Annotated in this window: 17 protein-coding genes; 16 read left to right on the top strand and 1 reads right to left on the bottom strand. The window is 41.4% G+C overall.

What is annotated here, in order from left to right:
- Window positions 1-26 precede the first annotated feature (26 nt).
- From PCY17_RS11150 to gap, 11 genes are all read left to right on the top strand, one after another.
- Complete coding sequence (locus PCY17_RS11150) at window positions 27-1,217, top strand: acetate kinase (RefSeq protein ID WP_049519112.1); 1,191 nt, start codon at window positions 27-29, stop codon at window positions 1,215-1,217.
- A gap of 149 nt (window positions 1,218-1,366) precedes the next feature.
- On the top strand, window positions 1,367-1,738 hold the full coding sequence (rnpA, locus tag PCY17_RS11145) for a ribonuclease P protein component (RefSeq protein ID WP_084879949.1): 372 nt from the start codon (window positions 1,367-1,369) through the stop codon (window positions 1,736-1,738).
- Window positions 1,713-2,540 (top strand): membrane protein insertase YidC, encoded by an 828-nt coding sequence (locus PCY17_RS11140; protein WP_162837252.1) that lies wholly within the window; start codon window positions 1,713-1,715, stop codon window positions 2,538-2,540. The genes rnpA and PCY17_RS11140 overlap by 26 nt, the downstream gene beginning before the upstream one ends.
- A gap of 14 nt (window positions 2,541-2,554) precedes the next feature.
- On the top strand, window positions 2,555-3,541 hold the full coding sequence (gene jag, locus PCY17_RS11135; protein ID WP_049478136.1) for an RNA-binding cell elongation regulator Jag/EloR: 987 nt from the start codon (window positions 2,555-2,557) through the stop codon (window positions 3,539-3,541).
- Between the two features lie 55 nt (window positions 3,542-3,596).
- Window positions 3,597-4,220: a hypothetical protein gene (locus PCY17_RS11130; protein WP_049478137.1), complete on the top strand. Its 624-nt coding sequence runs from the start codon at window positions 3,597-3,599 to the stop codon at window positions 4,218-4,220.
- 118 nt (window positions 4,221-4,338) lie between these two features.
- Window positions 4,339-6,315: a transketolase gene (tkt, locus tag PCY17_RS11125; RefSeq protein ID WP_084879951.1), complete on the top strand. Its 1,977-nt coding sequence runs from the start codon at window positions 4,339-4,341 to the stop codon at window positions 6,313-6,315.
- Window positions 6,316-6,434: 119 nt separating this feature from the next.
- Window positions 6,435-6,755 (top strand): preprotein translocase subunit YajC, encoded by a 321-nt coding sequence (gene yajC / locus PCY17_RS11120; protein ID WP_076984827.1) that lies wholly within the window; start codon window positions 6,435-6,437, stop codon window positions 6,753-6,755.
- 47 nt (window positions 6,756-6,802) lie between these two features.
- Window positions 6,803-7,246 (top strand): low molecular weight protein-tyrosine-phosphatase, encoded by a 444-nt coding sequence (locus PCY17_RS11115; protein WP_084879952.1) that lies wholly within the window; start codon window positions 6,803-6,805, stop codon window positions 7,244-7,246.
- Window positions 7,233-7,646 (top strand): MORN repeat-containing protein, encoded by a 414-nt coding sequence (locus PCY17_RS11110; RefSeq protein WP_084879954.1) that lies wholly within the window; start codon window positions 7,233-7,235, stop codon window positions 7,644-7,646. The genes PCY17_RS11115 and PCY17_RS11110 overlap by 14 nt, the downstream gene beginning before the upstream one ends.
- 295 nt (window positions 7,647-7,941) lie before the next feature.
- On the top strand, window positions 7,942-10,593 hold the full coding sequence (adhE, locus tag PCY17_RS11105) for a bifunctional acetaldehyde-CoA/alcohol dehydrogenase (protein WP_084879955.1): 2,652 nt from the start codon (window positions 7,942-7,944) through the stop codon (window positions 10,591-10,593).
- 318 nt (window positions 10,594-10,911) lie between these two features.
- Window positions 10,912-11,919, top strand: coding sequence for a type I glyceraldehyde-3-phosphate dehydrogenase (gap, locus tag PCY17_RS11100; RefSeq protein ID WP_000260682.1), 1,008 nt, complete (start codon window positions 10,912-10,914; stop codon window positions 11,917-11,919).
- A gap of 75 nt (window positions 11,920-11,994) precedes the next feature.
- Here gap and PCY17_RS11095 read toward each other — a convergent pair whose 3' ends face one another.
- Window positions 11,995-12,870 (bottom strand): RluA family pseudouridine synthase, encoded by an 876-nt coding sequence (locus PCY17_RS11095; protein ID WP_001160826.1) that lies wholly within the window; start codon window positions 12,868-12,870, stop codon window positions 11,995-11,997.
- 86 nt (window positions 12,871-12,956) lie between these two features.
- Here PCY17_RS11095 and pbp2a point away from each other — a divergent pair, with 86 nt between their 5' ends.
- The 5 genes from pbp2a to PCY17_RS11070 all read left to right on the top strand — a co-directional run bounded on the left by pbp2a (window position 12,957) and on the right by PCY17_RS11070 (window position 16,731).
- Window positions 12,957-15,152, top strand: coding sequence for a penicillin-binding protein PBP2A (pbp2a, locus tag PCY17_RS11090; protein WP_049478889.1), 2,196 nt, complete (start codon window positions 12,957-12,959; stop codon window positions 15,150-15,152).
- A gap of 52 nt (window positions 15,153-15,204) precedes the next feature.
- Window positions 15,205-15,357, top strand: coding sequence for a 50S ribosomal protein L33 (gene rpmG, locus PCY17_RS11085; RefSeq protein WP_001809375.1), 153 nt, complete (start codon window positions 15,205-15,207; stop codon window positions 15,355-15,357).
- A 9-nt stretch (window positions 15,358-15,366) separates the two neighbouring features.
- Entirely contained in the window at window positions 15,367-15,543 is a 177-nt protein-coding gene (gene secE, locus PCY17_RS11080; RefSeq protein ID WP_000505776.1) for a preprotein translocase subunit SecE, read from the top strand.
- A gap of 57 nt (window positions 15,544-15,600) precedes the next feature.
- Window positions 15,601-16,137: a transcription termination/antitermination protein NusG gene (gene nusG, locus PCY17_RS11075; protein WP_000376732.1), complete on the top strand. Its 537-nt coding sequence runs from the start codon at window positions 15,601-15,603 to the stop codon at window positions 16,135-16,137.
- A 120-nt stretch (window positions 16,138-16,257) separates the two neighbouring features.
- A complete protein-coding gene (locus PCY17_RS11070) occupies window positions 16,258-16,731 on the top strand; it encodes a hypothetical protein (RefSeq protein ID WP_001049309.1) in 474 nt (157 codons plus the stop codon).
- Window positions 16,732-16,861 lie beyond the last annotated feature (130 nt).

Here is a 16,861-nt window from a genome sequence, read left to right as displayed (position 1 = left end):
AACGCTTAAAAAAGAGGTATCATCTTATGACAAAAACAATTGCAATCAATGCAGGAAGCTCAAGCTTGAAATGGCAACTTTATCAAATGCCTGAGGAAAAAGTTTTGGCTAAAGGCTTGATTGAACGTATTGGATTGAAAGACTCAATTTCAACAGTAAAATTTAACGGTCGTTCGGAGCAACAAATTCTTGATATTGAAGATCACACACAAGCTGTTAAAATTTTATTGGATGATTTGATTCGTTTTGACATCATCAAAGGGTACGATGAGATTACAGGTGTCGGACACCGCGTCGTTGCAGGTGGTGAATATTTCAAGGAATCAACAGTTGTTGAGGGAGATGTGATAGAAAAAGTTGAGGAGTTGGGACTCTTGGCTCCTCTTCACAATCCAGCTAACGCAGCTGGAATCCGCGCATTTAAGGAATTGCTTCCAGATATTACCAGTGTTGTCGTATTTGATACCTCATTCCACACAACCATGCCAGAGAAGGCTTATCGCTATCCTCTACCAACTAAATACTACACGGAAAACAAGGTTCGTAAATACGGTGCTCATGGTACAAGCCACCAGTTTGTCGCAGGAGAAGCAGCGAAACTTTTGGGTCGTCCTCTAGAAGATTTGAAATTGATTACCTGCCATATTGGTAACGGGGCTTCTATCACAGCTGTTAAGGGTGGGAAGTCTGTGGATACTTCTATGGGATTCACACCACTCGGCGGTGTGATGATGGGAACTCGTACAGGGGATATTGACCCTGCTATCATCCCTTATCTCATGCAATATACAGAGGATTTCAATACCCCAGAAGATATTAGTCGCGTTCTCAATCGTGAATCAGGGCTCATGGGAGTTTCTGGTCAGTCAAGCGATATGCGTGATGTGATTGCTGCCATGGAAGCAGGAGACCATGATGCAACTTTGGCTTATGAAATGTATGTCGATCGTATCCAAAAACATATCGGCCAATATCTTGCAGTCCTAAATGGAGCAGATGCGATTATCTTCACAGCAGGGATCGGTGAAAATGCAGCTTTGGTTCGTGAGGATGTCATTTCAGGTATCTCTTGGTTTGGTTGTGATGTGGATCCAGAAAAGAACGTCTTTGGCGTAACGGGAGACATCTCAACTGACGCAGCGAAAATCCGTGTCTTGGTTATTCCAACAGATGAGGAATTGGTGATTGCACGCGATGTTGAGCGCTTGAAAAAATAAGTAAATACACGTAAAATTTGATTGTAAAAAGAAGTTGGGAAAGAGATTTTCCAGCTTTTTTTATGTAGAAAATGTCTAAAACCTTGCTGTTATTGGCTTTTTCAAAAAATATGGTATAATAGTAGTAATTTAATAGATGGAGTTGAGTTTTGAAGAAAAGCTTTCGTGTAAAAAGAGAGAAAGATTTTAAGGCGATTTTCAAGGACGGAACAAGTTTTGCCAATCGAAAATTTGTTGTCTACCAATTGGAAAACCAGCAAAACCATTTTCGAGTAGGACTGTCTGTCAGCAAAAAGCTGGGAAATGCAGTTACCAGAAATCAAATTAAGAGACGAATCCGACATATCATACAAAATGCAAAGGGGAGTCTGGTAGATCATGTCGATTTTGTTGTGATTGCTCGAAAAGGGGTGGAAACCTTGGAATATGTAGAGATGGAGAAAAACCTACTCCACGTATTAAAGTTATCAAAGATTTACCAGGAAGGAAATGGGAGTGAAAAAGAAACTACAGTTGACTAGTTTGTTGGGCTTGTCCTTGTTTATCATGACAGCCTGTGCAACAAATGGTACAGCTAGCGATATAACAGCAGATTCGACAGACTTTTGGAGCAAATTCGTCTATTTTTTTGCTGAAATTATCCGCTTTTTGTCCTTTGACATTAGTATCGGAGTGGGGATTATCCTCTTCACGATTTTGATCCGGACGATTTTATTGCCGGTCTTTCAGACACAGATGGTTGCCTCTAGAAAAATGCAAGAGGCTCAACCGCGCATCAAGGCTTTGCGAGAGCAATATCCGGGTCGTGATATGGAAAGTAGAACCAAGCTAGACCAGGAGATGCGCAAAGTTTATAAAGAGTTAGGAATCAAACATTCATCCTCTCTCTGGCCGATTTTAATACAAATGCCGGTTCTCTTGGCGCTCTTTCAAGCCTTGAGTCGAGTAGACTTTTTGAAAACAGGTCACTTTTTATGGATTAATTTGGGAGGAGTAGATACAAGTTTTGTCCTTCCGATTTTGGCGGCAGTCTTTACCTTCTTGAGTAGCTGGTTATCGAATAAAGCTTTGTCTGAAAAAAGTGGAGCTACGACAGGGATGATGTACGGGATGCCGGTACTGATCTTTATCTTTGCCATCTCTGCGCCTAGTGGAGTCGCCTTGTACTGGGCGGTATCCAATGCTTATCAAGTTTTGCAAACCTATTTCTTGAACAATCCTTTCAAGATTATTGCTGAAAGAGAAGCAGTGGCGCAAGCAGAAAAAGATTTAGAAGGCAAGAAGAGAAGAGCCTTGAAAAAAGCACAGAAAAAGAAAAAATAAGGAGGAATCTGATAATGGTATTATTTACAGGTTCAACGGTTGAAGAAGCAATCCAAAAAGGATTGAAAGAATTAGACATCCCAAGAATGAAGGCCCACATCAAGGTCGTTTCGAAAGAGAAAAAAGGATTCTTAGGCTTGTTTGGTAAGAAGCCGGCTCAAGTTGATATCGAAGCGATTAGTGAAACGACAGTGATCAAAGCCAATCAGCAGGCCATTAAAGGGGTTCCAAAAGAAGTCAATGAAAAAAATGAACCCGTGAAAACAGTAAGTGAAGCAACTGTTGATTTGGGGCATGTAGTTGAAGCAATTAAGAAAATTGAAGAAGAAGGTCAAGGTGTCTCTGAAGAGGTCAAGGCTGAAATCTTGAAAAATGAAAAGCACGCCAGCACGATTTTGGAAGAAACAGGCCATATTTCAATTTTAAATGATTTGGAACCAGAGGATACTACCGAGGAAGTGGACTCTGCTCCAGAAAAAGAAACTGAAACGCAGGAAGCAACAAGCCAATCTTTAGAAGATTTAGGCTTGAAAGTAGAACCAAGTTATGACATCGAACAAGTGGCAACTGAAGTAGCTAACTACGTTCAAACCATTGTAGATGATATGGATGTTGAAGGGACGATTTCAAGTGACTACAATCGCCGCACCATTAATCTTCAAATTGACACCAATGAACCAGGTCGTATTATTGGCTATCACGGAAAAGTTTTGAAGGCTCTTCAACTGTTAGCGCAAAATTACCTTTACAATCGCTATTCGAGAACGTTCTACATCACAATTAATGTAAATGATTATGTTGAACACCGTGCAGAAGTCTTGCAAACCTATGCTCAAAAATTGGCGACTCGCGTTTTAGAAGAAGGACGTAGCCAACAAACAGATCCAATGTCAAATAGCGAACGCAAGATTATCCATCGCATTATTTCGCGCATGGATGGCGTGACGAGTTACTCTGAAGGTGACGAGCCAAATCGCTATGTTGTCGTAGATGCAGAATAAGCAAAGCAAAATCAGGTTCGTCCTGATTTTTTGCTAGGAAAGGAAAGATTCAGATATGCTGAAAGTAGTTAGAGAATACCTATCATTTGCAGGAGTCCAGTACCGTAATCCTGATAAAGCTGGTGATGAAAGAGAAAAGATGTTGGACTTGCGGCAAAAAGGTCAAGAGGCTCGAAAGTCTTTTACAGAACTGGCTAAAACTTTTCAAGCAAGTCATCCAGAATGGAAACTGCAACAGACTAGTCAGTGGATGAACCAAGCACAACGCTTGCGGCCACATTTCTGGGCCTATCTACAGAGAGACGGACAAGTGGCAGAACCTATGTTGGCGCTGCGTTTGTATGGGGAAGGTTCAGATTTTGGGATTTCCTTAGAAGTTAGTTTCATCGAGCGCAAGAAAGATGAACAGACCTTAGACAAGCAAGTCAAGGTTTTAGAGCTTCCAGCGGTAGAAGAAATTTATTATCTAGTCTACTCAAATGGGGAAAGTCATAAGATGGAGGCTAATGAAGAAAATCGTCGTACTTTACGAGAGAAGCTGAGAAATCAGGAAGTTCGTAAAGTCTTAGTCAAGTCAGATGTTTCCTTCATTGAAAATCAGTCAGTAGAAGCGATATTGGAGAAGCTAGAAGACGCTTATACGCGCTTGCTCCCGTACTATGAAGTGACGAGGGGATAGACAAATCAAATGTGTTAGATGAACGCAAATTGTTTTATTGCTATTCTATGCATTTTTTCATATAATAGTAAAATAGGATGTGTGATTCATTAATCACCTCAAAGAGAAAGGAAATTCTATGTCAAATCTATCTGTTAATGCAATTCGTTTTCTAGGTATTGACGCCATCAACAAAGCAAACTCAGGTCACCCAGGGGTGGTTATGGGGGCTGCTCCTATGGCCTATAGCCTCTTTACAAAGCAACTTCGTATCAATCCAGCTCAACCAAACTGGATCAACCGCGATCGCTTTATTCTTTCAGCAGGACATGGTTCAATGCTTCTTTATGCCCTTCTTCACCTTTCTGGTTTTGAAGATGTTAGCATGGATGAAGTCAAGAACTTCCGCCAATGGGGTTCAAAAACACCAGGTCACCCAGAATTTGGCCATACTGCAGGGGTTGACGCTACAACTGGTCCTCTAGGACAAGGGATTTCTACTGCTACTGGTTTTGCCCAAGCAGAACGTTTCCTTGCAGCGAAGTATAACCGCGAAGGCTTCAATATCTTTGACCACTATACTTATGTGATCTGTGGCGACGGAGATTTAATGGAAGGTGTTTCAAGCGAGGCAGCTTCATACGCAGGTTTGCAAAAGCTCGACAAGTTGGTTGTTCTTTATGATTCAAATGACATTAACTTGGATGGTGAGACAAAAGATTCCTTCACAGAAAGTGTTCGTGACCGTTACAATGCCTACGGTTGGCACACAGCCTTGGTTGAAGATGGAACAGACCTTGAGGCTATTCATGCTGCTATCGAAACAGCTAAAGCTTCAGGAAAACCATCTTTGATTGAAGTGAAGACTGTTATTGGATACGGTTCTCCAAACAAACAAGGAACTAATGCTGTACATGGTGCTCCTCTTGGAGCAGATGAAACTGCCGCAACTCGTCAAGCCCTTGGTTGGGACTACGAACCATTTGAAATTCCAGCTGAAGTTTATGCTGATTTCAAAGAAAATGTTGCAGATCGTGGCGCATCAGCTTATCAAGCTTGGACTAAATTAGTTGCTGACTATAAAGAGGCTCATCCAGAACTGGCTGCAGAAGTAGAAGCCATTATTGACGGCCGTGACCCAGTTGAGGTGACTCCAGCAGACTTCCCAGCCTTAGAAAATGGATTTTCTCAAGCAACTCGTAACTCGAGTCAGGATGCCTTGAATGTTGTAGCAGCTAAGCTACCAACCTTCCTAGGTGGATCAGCTGACCTTGCTCACTCAAACATGACTTATATCAAAACGGACGGACTTCAAGACGACGCTAATCGCTTGAACCGCAACATTCAGTTTGGTGTTCGTGAATTTGCAATGGGAACGATCTTGAACGGGATGGCTCTTCATGGTGGACTTCGTGTATACGGTGGTACTTTCTTTGTCTTCTCTGACTATGTGAAAGCAGCTGTCCGTTTGTCAGCCTTGCAAGGACTTCCTGTGACTTATGTCTTTACCCACGATTCGATCGCAGTTGGTGAAGATGGTCCAACTCACGAACCAGTTGAACACTTAGCAGGTCTGCGTGCTATGCCAAATCTCAATGTTTTCCGCCCAGCAGATGCGCGTGAAACTCAAGCGGCTTGGTACCTTGCTGTGACAAGCGAAAAAACACCAACTGCCCTTGTCTTGACACGTCAAAACTTGACTGTTGAAGAGGGAACAGACTTTGACAAAGTTGCGAAAGGTGCCTATGTTGTCTATGAAAATGCAGCTGACTTTGATACGATATTGATTGCAACAGGTTCAGAGGTGAATCTCGCTGTCGCAGCTGCCAAAGAATTGGCTAGTCAAGGCGCAAAAGTCCGTGTAGTCAGCATGCCATCTACAGATGTCTTTGACGCACAAGATGCAGCTTACAAGGAAGAAATCCTTCCAAATGCAGTCCGCCGTCGTGTTGCAGTCGAAATGGGTGCAACTCAAAACTGGTACAAATATGTTGGTCTTGATGGTGCAGTTCTCGGTATTGATACCTTTGGAGCATCTGCCCCAGCACCAAAAGTATTGGCAGAGTACGGATTTACAGTTGAAAATCTAGTCAAAGTCGTTCAAAACTTGAAATAATCGCAGAAAAATCAGAGTAAAAACTCTGATTTTTTTATTGCCATAAAACAAGGCACAACCTTGTAAAAGTAGCTGAAATTTGATATAGTAGTCCTATGTAAAATACAAAGGAGAAAACAATGGATCCAAATATTACTTTTTTAATCATGCTTGTAGGGATGATGGCCTTGATGTTCTTTATGCAACGTTCTCAAAAGAAACAAGCACAAAAGCGTATGGAAAGCTTGAACAAGCTTCAAAAAGGCTATGAAGTCATTACAATTGGTGGACTTTACGGAACAGTGGATGAAGTAGATACTGAAAAAGGAACAATCGTACTGGATGTAGATGGGGTCTACTTGACTTTTGAATTGGCTGCTATCAAGACCGTTTTGCCACTCAAAGAAGCTGTGACACCAGAAGGAACAGTTGTTGACGAAGGCGGAGCAATCGAAGAATAAAACGAGACCTGTCACTCCCGTTTTTCTATGAGATGAGAGGAAAAGGGATGAAAAAAATAGTATTTGTGTGCTTAGGAAATATTTGCCGTAGCCCCATGGCAGAGTTTGTGATGAAGTCCATGACGAGTGATTATCAAGTTGAGAGTCGTGCAACTTCGTCTTGGGAACATGGTAATCCGATTCATAAGGGAACGCAGGCGATTTTCCAGCAGTATCAGATCCCGTATGACAAAGATAAAACATCGCTTCAGATTGGCAGAGAAGACTTTGAATCGTTTGATTACGTTATCGGAATGGATGCTTCAAACGTTTCAGATCTGCGTCAAATGTGCCCTCAGGAACTACAGTACAAGATCTACTATTTTGCGGCTGAAAGTGTCCCAGATCCTTGGTATACAGGAGATTTTGAGGAAACCTATGCTCGTATTACAAGTGGATGTCAACGCTGGCTAGATCGATTAGAAAATGAGACTGACAATGGAAAAGCTTAAACAATTTTATGAGAAGTGTAGAGTTTACCTAACTCGTCCTAGGTTAGAACTCATTGCAGTTGTCGTAATGGTACTCTGTGCTCTTTCGATATTTCTGCTAAATACGCCTAAAAAGGGTGTCCTGACACTTGATGGTGGAGCTCTTGTTTATGATGGCACCTTGGTACGAGGGAAAATGAATGGTCAAGGGACCCTGACCTTTGAAAACGGAGACCAATATACAGGTGATTTCAATAATGGAGCCTTTAACGGGAAAGGAACTTTCCAATCAAAAGATGGCTGGAAATACGAAGGTGATTTTGTAAACGGTCAGGCTGAAGGTCAAGGGAAGTTGACGACAGAGCAAGAAGTTGTTTATGAAGGAACCTTTAAACAAGGCGTTTTTCAACAAAAACAGTAGTCTCCAAGTTAGGAGACTATTTTCAAAATCTAAAAAGAAAACGCTTTCTACTTTTGAATTCGATAACTAACTCTCAACTAGAAAAACTTTGTGAAATAAAAAAATTTTCTCCATAATTTCACAATCGTCTAAGCAAAACTCTGTTGCGTAGCCATATTGAGAAAAAAATCACAATCTTAGAAAATTTCTTTGTGAAATGCTCATGAAACTGTTTACAAAGCATAAAAAAAGAGTTATAATAAATTTGTGAAAAAATTAACAAAGGATAAAATCCTTAAAGGCTATGGAGGATAATATGGCTGATAAAAAAACAGTAACACCAGAGGAAAAACAACTTGCTGCTGAAAAGCATGTCGATGGTCTCGTGAAAAAAGCCTTGGTTGCGCTTGATGAAATGCGCAAGTTGAACCAAGAGCAAGTTGACTACATCGTGGCAAAAGCTTCGGTTGCAGCACTTGACGCGCACGGTATCCTTGCACAACATGCAGTTGAAGAAACTGGTCGTGGAGTATTTGAAGACAAGGCAACAAAGAATCTATTTGCCTGTGAGCACGTAGTGAACAATATGCGTGGAGTTAAAACAGTTGGAGTTATCGAAGATGATCCAATTACAGGTTTGACAAAGATTGCGGAGCCTGTCGGTGTAATCTGTGGTGTCACTCCGACAACAAACCCAACTTCAACAGCGATTTTCAAATCCTTGATTGCTTTGAAAACACGTAACCCAATCGTTTTTGCCTTCCACCCATCTGCTCAAGAATCATCAGCTCACGCAGCACAAATCGTTCGTGATGCAGCTATTGCGGCTGGAGCACCTGAAAACTGTGTTCAATGGATTACAGAACCATCTATGGAAGCAACTGGAGCGCTTATGAACCACGAAGGTGTTGCAACTATCCTTGCAACTGGTGGTAATGCCATGGTTAAAGCTGCATACTCATGTGGAAAACCAGCTCTTGGGGTAGGTGCCGGAAACGTTCCTGCCTATGTAGAAAAATCTGCTGACCTTCGTCAAGCTGCTCATGATATTGTTATGTCTAAGTCATTTGATAATGGGATGGTCTGTGCATCAGAACAAGCCGTTATCATTGATAAAGAAGTATATGACGAATTTGTAGAAGAATTCAAATCATATCACACTTACTTTGTAAACAAAAAAGAAAAAGCCCTTCTTGAAGAATTCTGTTTCGGTGTAAAAGCTAATAGCAAAAACTGTGCAGGTGCTAAACTAAATGCAAACATCGTTGGTAAACCAGCAGCATGGATTGCTGAACAAGCAGGATTCAGCGTTCCAGAAGGAACAAACATCTTGGCTGCAGAATGCGCAGAAGTAGGACCAAAAGAACCATTGACTCGTGAAAAATTGTCACCAGTTATCGCTGTCCTAAAAGCTGAAGATACAGAAGACGGTCTTAAAAAAGCTCGTCAAATGGTTGAGTTTAACGGACTTGGTCACTCAGCAGCTATCCATACAAAAGACGAAGCTCTTGCTAAACGCTTTGGTACAGAAATCAAAGCAATGCGTATTATCTGGAACTCTCCATCTACTTTCGGTGGTATCGGTGATGTATACAATGCCTTCATTCCATCATTGACACTTGGATGTGGTTCATATGGACACAACTCAGTCGGTGATAACGTGAGTGCGATCAACCTTCTAAACATCAAGAAAGTAGGGAAACGTAGAAATAATATGCAATGGTTTAAAGTTCCTTCAAAAATTTACTTCGAACGCAATTCTATCCAATACCTTCAAACATGTGAAGATATTGAACGCGTTATGATTGTTACAGATAAATCTATCGAAAAACTTGGCTTTGTTCAACGCATTATTGACCAATTGAACAAACGCAGCAACCGTGTAACTGTCCAAGTCTTCTCAGACGTTGAACCAGACCCAGATATCACAACTGTAGAACGTGGTACTGAAGTAATGAGAGCATTTGAACCAGACACAATCATCGCTCTTGGTGGTGGTTCTCCAATGGACGCGGCCAAAGTAATGTGGCTCTTCTACGAACAACCACAAATCGACTTCCGTGACTTGGTTCAAAAATTCATGGACATCCGTAAACGTGCCTTCCGCTTCCCATCACTTGGTAAAAAAGCGAAATACATTGGTATTCCAACAACTTCAGGTACAGGTTCAGAAGTAACACCATTTGCCGTTATCTCTGATAAGAAAAACAATCGTAAATACCCATTGGCTGACTACTCATTGACACCAACTATTGCGATTGTTGACCCTGCTTTGGTTGAGTCAGTTCCAGACTTCATCGCTGCGGATACAGGTATGGACGTCTTGACTCACGCGACTGAAGCTTACACTTCAAACTTCGCTAACGACTATACAGACGGTATCGCCCTTCAAACAATCAAACTTGTCTTTGAATGGTTGGAAAAATCTGTTAAGACCGCTGATCCAGAAGCTCGCGAAAAAATGCACAATGCATCTACAATGGCTGGTATGGCCTTTGCCAATGCCTTCCTTGGTATGAGCCACTCAATGGCCCACAAGATCGGTGCGGTTCACCATACTGTTCACGGACGTACAAACGCAATCTTGCTTCCATACGTTATCCGTTACAATGGTACTCGCCCATCTAAGACGACTACATGGCCTAAGTATAACTACTGGAAAGCTGACGAAAAATTCCAAGATATTGCTAGAATGCTTGGATTGCCTCACTCAACTCCAGAAGAAGCGGTTGAAGCTTATGCCAAAGCAGTTTACGATCTTGGTGAAGCAGTTGGAATCACAATGAACTTCAAAGGCTTTGGAATCGATGAAAAAGCTTGGAAAGACAGCTTGCATGAAATTGCCTTACTTGCTTATGAAGACCAATGTTCACCTGCTAACCCTCGCTTGCCAATGGTAGCTGACATGGAAGAAATCATGGCAGATGCTTACTATGGTTATGCAGAACGACCAGGACGTCGTAAATAATCGTTTATCAGCCTAGAGGCAGGAAATATCCTGTCTCTTTTTTGTAAACTCTGAAAGAGTTAAAATTGGAGTTTCACCTTGAAATAAAGAGAATATACAGATATTATAAAAGATTCTAGAGATATGCTTTGAAAATAAAAAAATGGATGAATAAAAAGGGGGAGAAAAAGTAGAAAAGGGGGAGAGAAAATCAACGCCCGTACTTGCAATTAAACTCAAATAGTTATATAATAGGTTTGTTGAAAGGTGATTTGTAGTGATTCAAGTTACTCTTTTCACAATAAAATTTTCATGATTTTCATAAGGAGGAAATCACTAATGGTAGTTAAAGTTGGTATTAACGGTTTCGGCCGTATCGGTCGTCTTGCTTTCCGCCGTATCCAAAACGTAGAAGGTGTTGAAGTTACTCGCATCAACGACCTTACAGATCCAGTTATGCTTGCACACTTGTTGAAATACGACACAACTCAAGGTCGTTTCGACGGTACTGTAGAAGTTAAAGAAGGTGGATTCGAAGTTAACGGTAAATTCGTTAAAGTTTCTGCTGAACGTGATCCAGAACAAATCGACTGGGCTACTGACGGTGTAGAAATCGTTCTTGAAGCAACTGGTTTCTTTGCTAAGAAAGATGCAGCTGAAAAACACCTTAAAGGTGGAGCTAAGAAAGTTGTTATCACTGCTCCTGGTGGAAACGACGTTAAAACAGTTGTATTTAACACTAACCACGATGTTCTTGACGGTACTGAAACAGTTATCTCAGGTGCTTCATGTACTACAAACTGCTTGGCTCCAATGGCTAAAGCTCTTCAAGACAACTTCGGTGTTGTAGAAGGATTGATGACTACTATCCATGCTTACACTGGTGACCAAATGATCCTTGACGGACCACACCGTGGTGGTGACCTTCGCCGTGCTCGCGCTGGTGCTGCAAACATCGTTCCTAACTCAACTGGTGCTGCTAAAGCTATCGGTCTTGTAATCCCAGAATTGAACGGTAAACTTGACGGATCTGCACAACGCGTTCCAACTCCAACTGGATCAGTTACTGAATTGGTAGCAGTTCTTGAAAAGAACGTTACTGTTGATGAAGTAAACGCAGCTATGAAAGCAGCTTCAAACGAATCATACGGTTACACAGAAGATCCAATCGTATCTTCAGATATCGTAGGTATGTCTTACGGTTCATTGTTTGACGCAACTCAAACTAAAGTTCTTGACGTTGATGGTAAACAATTGGTTAAAGTTGTATCATGGTACGACAACGAAATGTCATACACTGCACAACTTGTACGTACTCTTGAATACTTTGCAAAAATCGCTAAATAATTCTTGAGTCGATAAAAGCAAGGCCTTCCGGTCTTGCTTTTTCTATTTTTAGATAAAACAAAATGGATGATAGTGTCATCCATTTTGTTTTAATTCTGTTTCGAAAGTATCCGAGAGGGCAGTAAAACTCAATTGTTCTAAGGTGAGTGGATGGGTAAAGGAAAGTCGAAAGGCGTGGAGCATAAGCCGATTTGTCTTTGATTTACTATTATAGAGAGGATCGCCTAGGATAGGGTGCTTATGGTGAGAAAGGTGAACACGGATTTGATGCGTTCGACCGGTCTTTAGTTTGCAACGGACAAGGGTAGTCTGATTTGGAAATTGCTTTAGTCGGCTTACCTGGGTTTCGGCATGTTGCCCCTTTTTGGGATCTACCACTCGTTTTCTGCGATCGTGTCGATCACGACCAATTTTATCTCGGAAGATAAGTTCTTTGTTCCCCACTTGCCCCTTTACGAGTGCCCAGTACTCGCGAGCAATTTCCTTCTTCTCCAACAAACGATTGAGAATGGGTAGGATAAAAGGATTTTTAGCAAAAAGCACTAAACCGCTTGTTTCCATATCCAGGCGATGAACGACATAGCAGGTTTGACCAATGTAGGCAGAGACATGGTTGAGAAGGGCAATTTCATCAGGTTGATTTCCATGAGTTTTCATTCCCTCTGGCTTGTTAACGATAATGAGATGTTGGTCTTGATAAACCTCTTGAACGAGGTCTGGATTTCCCCAAAGGATTTCTTTTTTGGGATAATCTTCCTCGTCAAAAGTCAACTGGCAAACGTCTCCTGGTTTGACCATCTCGTTCCAGTGAACTTCTTTGTGGTTAATTAAGATGTTCTTTTTTGTTCTCAAGAAATGGCGGATCTTTCTAGGGATGAGGAGTTGTTCCTCTAGGAATTGTTTGACCGTCATTTGAGGCAAGGATTCGGGTAATGTAAATGTGAATTGCATACAGATATTGTAACAAAAAAAGCCCTATTTGGATAGGGAATAGCTAAATTCTTGAGTTCCTATGGTGAAGATGATAAAATAAACGCATGAAATTAGATAAATTATTTGAGAAGTTTCTTTCTCTCTTTAAAAAAGAAACGAGTGAATCAGCAGAGTCTGATTCTACTAGTATGCGTCGTTCTCGGAGCGATAGAAAAAAACTAGGCCATGTAGGTCCGATTCGGAAATTTTGGCGTCGTTACCATCTGACAAAAATCGTCATCATTTTAGGGTTAAGTGCAGGTTTGCTAGTAGGAACCTACCTATTTGCCATAGCCAAATCTACCAATGTTAATGATTTGCAAAATGCCTTGAAAACACGAACTCTGATTTTTGACCGCGAAGAAAAAGAGGCAGGCGCCCTATCAGGTCAAAAGGGAACCTATGTTGAACTGACAGATATCAGTAAAGACTTGCAGAATGCTGTCGTCGCGACAGAGGACCGTTCCTTTTATAAAAATGATGGGATTAACTACGGTCGTTTCTTTCTAGCCATCCTTACAGCGGGTCGTTCTGGAGGGGGGTCTACCATCACTCAACAGTTGGCGAAAAATGCCTATCTTTCTCAGGACCAAACCGTTGAACGGAAGGCCAAGGAGTTTTTCCTTGCCTTAGAGTTGACAAAGAAATACAGCAAGGAGCAAATCCTTACTATGTACCTCAATAACGCCTACTTTGGAAATGGGGTATGGGGTGTTGAAGATGCAAGTAAGAAATATTTCGGTGTATCAGCTTCACAGCTAACGCTTGATCAGGCGGCCACTCTAGCAGGGATGCTCAAGGGACCAGAATTGTATAATCCATTAAATTCTGTTGAAACTTCGACCAACCGTAGGGATACTGTATTACAAAATATGGTTGCAGCGGGCTATATTGATAAAAATCAAGAGACCGAAGCGGCTGGAGTAGATATGGCTTCTCAACTGCAAGATAAGTATGAAGGCAAAGTTTCGGATTATCGTTACCCGTCCTATTTTGATGCAGTTGTCAACGAAGCGGTTTCCAAGTACAATCTCACAGAAGAAGAGATTGTCAACAACGGCTATCGAATCTACACAGAGCTTGACCAAAACTACCAAGCAAACATGCAGGTTATTTATGAAAACACTTCGCTATTTCCAACAGCAGAAGACGGAACGCATGCAGAATCGGGTAGTGTCGCTCTAGAACCCAAGACTGGTGGAGTGCGTGGAGTTGTTGGTCGTGTAGCTGGTGATGACAAACCAGGCTTCCGCAATTTTAACTATGCCACTCAGTCTAAGCGTAGCCCAGGCTCAACCATTAAACCTTTAGTTGTTTATACACCCGCAGTAGAAGCAGGATGGGCCTTGAACAAGCAACTGGACAATCATACGATGCAGTACAACAGTTATCAAGTAGACAACTATGCGGGCATTAAGACATCTCCAGAAGTGCCTATGTATCAGGCCTTGGCGGAATCACTCAACCTACCGGCAGTTGCGACTGTAAATGAATTAGGTATTGACAAAGCTTTTGACGCTGGGGAGAGATTTGGCCTGAATATGGAAAAAGTTGACCGAGTTCTTGGAGTTGCTCTTGGTGGAGGTGTGGAGACGAATCCTCTCCAGATGGCGCAAGCCTATGCAGCCTTTGCCAATGGAGGTCTAATGCCTGAAGCTCATTTCATCACTCGTATTGAGAATGCCAGCGGTCAGGTCATAAAGAGTCATAAAAATTCCCAAAAACGAGTGATTGATAAGTCGGTAGCTGATAAAATGACCAGTATGATGCTAGGAACATTTACCAATGGTACAGGAATTAGTTCGTCACCAGCGGATTACGTTATGGCTGGTAAAACAGGTACGACTGAAGCTGTTTTCAACCCAGAATATACCAGTGACCAGTGGGTGATTGGCTATACTCCAGATGTTGTAATCAGCCACTGGCTCGGTTTCCCAACAACAGATGAGAGTCATTATCTAGCAGGTTCGACCTCAAATGGAGCAGCCCATGTCTTTAGAAGTATGGCTAATACCATTTTGCCCTACACTCCAGGTAGCACTTTTACAGTTGAGAATGCTTATAAACAAAATGGGATTGAACCAGAAAATACGAAAAAGCAGGCCGTTGAAAATGAGACAAACCAGTCTGAGGATCCGATAGGAGATATTCGTAGTCGTGCTCAAAATCTTGTAGATGAAGCAGGTCGGGCGATTTCAGAAGCCAAGATAAAAGAAAAAGCCCAGACAATATGGGACTCAATCCTTAATCTATTTCGTTAAGAGGCTTGTCAAAGCCTAGGTTTCTTGTTATAATAGATAAGATGGAGGCGTTATGGCACTAAAAAAAGCAAGCCTAGCTTGTGCAGTTTGTGGTTCAAGGAATTACTCAATCAAAATTAGTGGGAACCCCAAGCCAACACGACTAGAAGTAAATAAATTTTGTAAACATTGTGGAAAATATACGACACATAGAGAAACGAGATAGGAGAGAACGATGGGTTTTATTAAGGATATTTTTAAACTTCTTAAAGAAACAACTTGGCCAACTCGCAAAGAAAGCTGGAGAGATTTTCGCTCTATTATGGAATACACAGCCTTCTTTGTGGTCATCATTTACATTTTTGACCAGTTGATTGTTTCAGGTTTGATTCGATTTATTAACATTTTTTAGAAGAGAAGCGGAGAACTTCTGCTAACTTTCTTCTATATATGTATGAAAGGAAATATCATGGATAGTTTTGACAAGGGATGGTTTGTTCTACAAACTTATTCTGGCTATGAAAATAAGGTAAAAGAAAATCTATTGCAACGTGCGCAAACATATAACATGTTGGATAATATTCTACGCGTTGAGATTCCAACACAAACCGTGCAAGTTGAGAAAAATGGAAAGAAAAAGGAAGTTGAAGAGAATCGCTTTCCAGGTTATGTCCTTGTAGAAATGGTCATGACAGATGAAGCATGGTTCGTTGTTCGAAACACACCTAACGTAACAGGATTCGTCGGCTCACACGGGAACAGATCAAAACCAACTCCACTATTGGAACAAGAAATCCGTGATATTCTGGTTTCAATGGGACAAACTGTTCAAGAGTTTGATATTGACGTTGAAGTTGGCCAGACAGTCCGCATCATTGATGGTGCTTTTGCAGACTACACAGGTAAAATTACTGAAATTGATAACAACAAAGTGAAGATGATTATCTCTATGTTTGGTAATGATACGATTGCAGAAGTGAATCTCAACCAAATTGCAGAATTATAACCCCAGAGAGGCTTTGCCTCTCTTTTTATGTGCCGTTGAGGGAGGAAGAAGTATAGAATAGAGGAAGTAGACCCAGTGGCTCGCACATTTTGCTAAACTAAATGCAGAAAGGAGAGGTCTATGAATCTAAAAGATTTATATGAAGAAAGTAAGGGAATCGTCCATAAGTGTCGCAAAGATTATCATTTGCATCTGTGGGAGAAAGAGGACTGGAATCAGGAAGGCATGTTATGTCTGTATGAGCTGGTGAGTTGCAACCCAGAGTTACTAGAGGGGGAGCGCCATCGACTTTATGTCTGCTTTAAAACAAAGTTTAGAAATCGTATCCTAGATTACATCCGTAAACAGGAAAGCCACAAGCGCCGTTTTGACAAAGAACCCTATGAAGAGGTGAGTGAGATTAGCCATCGTCTAGGAGAGAAAGGACTCAGGCTGGACGATTATTATCTCTTTCACGAACTTCTAAAGAATTACAAATCAAAGCAGAGTATGGAAAAACAAGAATTAATAGACCGTCTAATGGGAGGAGAAGTCTTTAGAGGACGTAAAGCTCTCCTGAGAGAACTTTCCCTTATCTTTTCAGAATTTCGATAAAGAGAAAAAAAGTCCTTGACAAAGGCGGAAAAGTAGGTATAATAGAAAGAGTTGAAAAGCTCAAGGTCCGTTGGTCAAGGGGTTAAGACACCGCCTTTTCACGGCGGTAACACGGGTTCGAATCCCGTAC

Source organism: Streptococcus sp. SO2 (assembly GCF_030440025.1).
This window is presented reverse-complemented; position numbering and strand designations above follow the sequence as displayed.

Coding starts and splice junctions, on each gene's coding strand:
- PCY17_RS11150 (WP_049519112.1), top strand. CDS start 27: ATGACAAAAACAATTGCAATCAATGCAGGAAGCTCAAGCTTGAAATGG.
- jag (WP_049478136.1), top strand. CDS start 2,555: ATGGTATTATTTACAGGTTCAACGGTTGAAGAAGCAATCCAAAAAGGA.
- PCY17_RS11130 (WP_049478137.1), top strand. CDS start 3,597: ATGCTGAAAGTAGTTAGAGAATACCTATCATTTGCAGGAGTCCAGTAC.
- tkt (WP_084879951.1), top strand. CDS start 4,339: ATGTCAAATCTATCTGTTAATGCAATTCGTTTTCTAGGTATTGACGCC.
- yajC (WP_076984827.1), top strand. CDS start 6,435: ATGGATCCAAATATTACTTTTTTAATCATGCTTGTAGGGATGATGGCC.
- PCY17_RS11115 (WP_084879952.1), top strand. CDS start 6,803: ATGAAAAAAATAGTATTTGTGTGCTTAGGAAATATTTGCCGTAGCCCC.
- PCY17_RS11110 (WP_084879954.1), top strand. CDS start 7,233: ATGGAAAAGCTTAAACAATTTTATGAGAAGTGTAGAGTTTACCTAACT.
- adhE (WP_084879955.1), top strand. CDS start 7,942: ATGGCTGATAAAAAAACAGTAACACCAGAGGAAAAACAACTTGCTGCT.
- gap (WP_000260682.1), top strand. CDS start 10,912: ATGGTAGTTAAAGTTGGTATTAACGGTTTCGGCCGTATCGGTCGTCTT.
- PCY17_RS11095 (WP_001160826.1), bottom strand. CDS start 12,870: ATGCAATTCACATTTACATTACCCGAATCCTTGCCTCAAATGACGGTC.
- pbp2a (WP_049478889.1), top strand. CDS start 12,957: ATGAAATTAGATAAATTATTTGAGAAGTTTCTTTCTCTCTTTAAAAAA.
- rpmG (WP_001809375.1), top strand. CDS start 15,205: ATGGCACTAAAAAAAGCAAGCCTAGCTTGTGCAGTTTGTGGTTCAAGG.
- secE (WP_000505776.1), top strand. CDS start 15,367: ATGGGTTTTATTAAGGATATTTTTAAACTTCTTAAAGAAACAACTTGG.
- nusG (WP_000376732.1), top strand. CDS start 15,601: ATGGATAGTTTTGACAAGGGATGGTTTGTTCTACAAACTTATTCTGGC.
- PCY17_RS11070 (WP_001049309.1), top strand. CDS start 16,258: ATGAATCTAAAAGATTTATATGAAGAAAGTAAGGGAATCGTCCATAAG.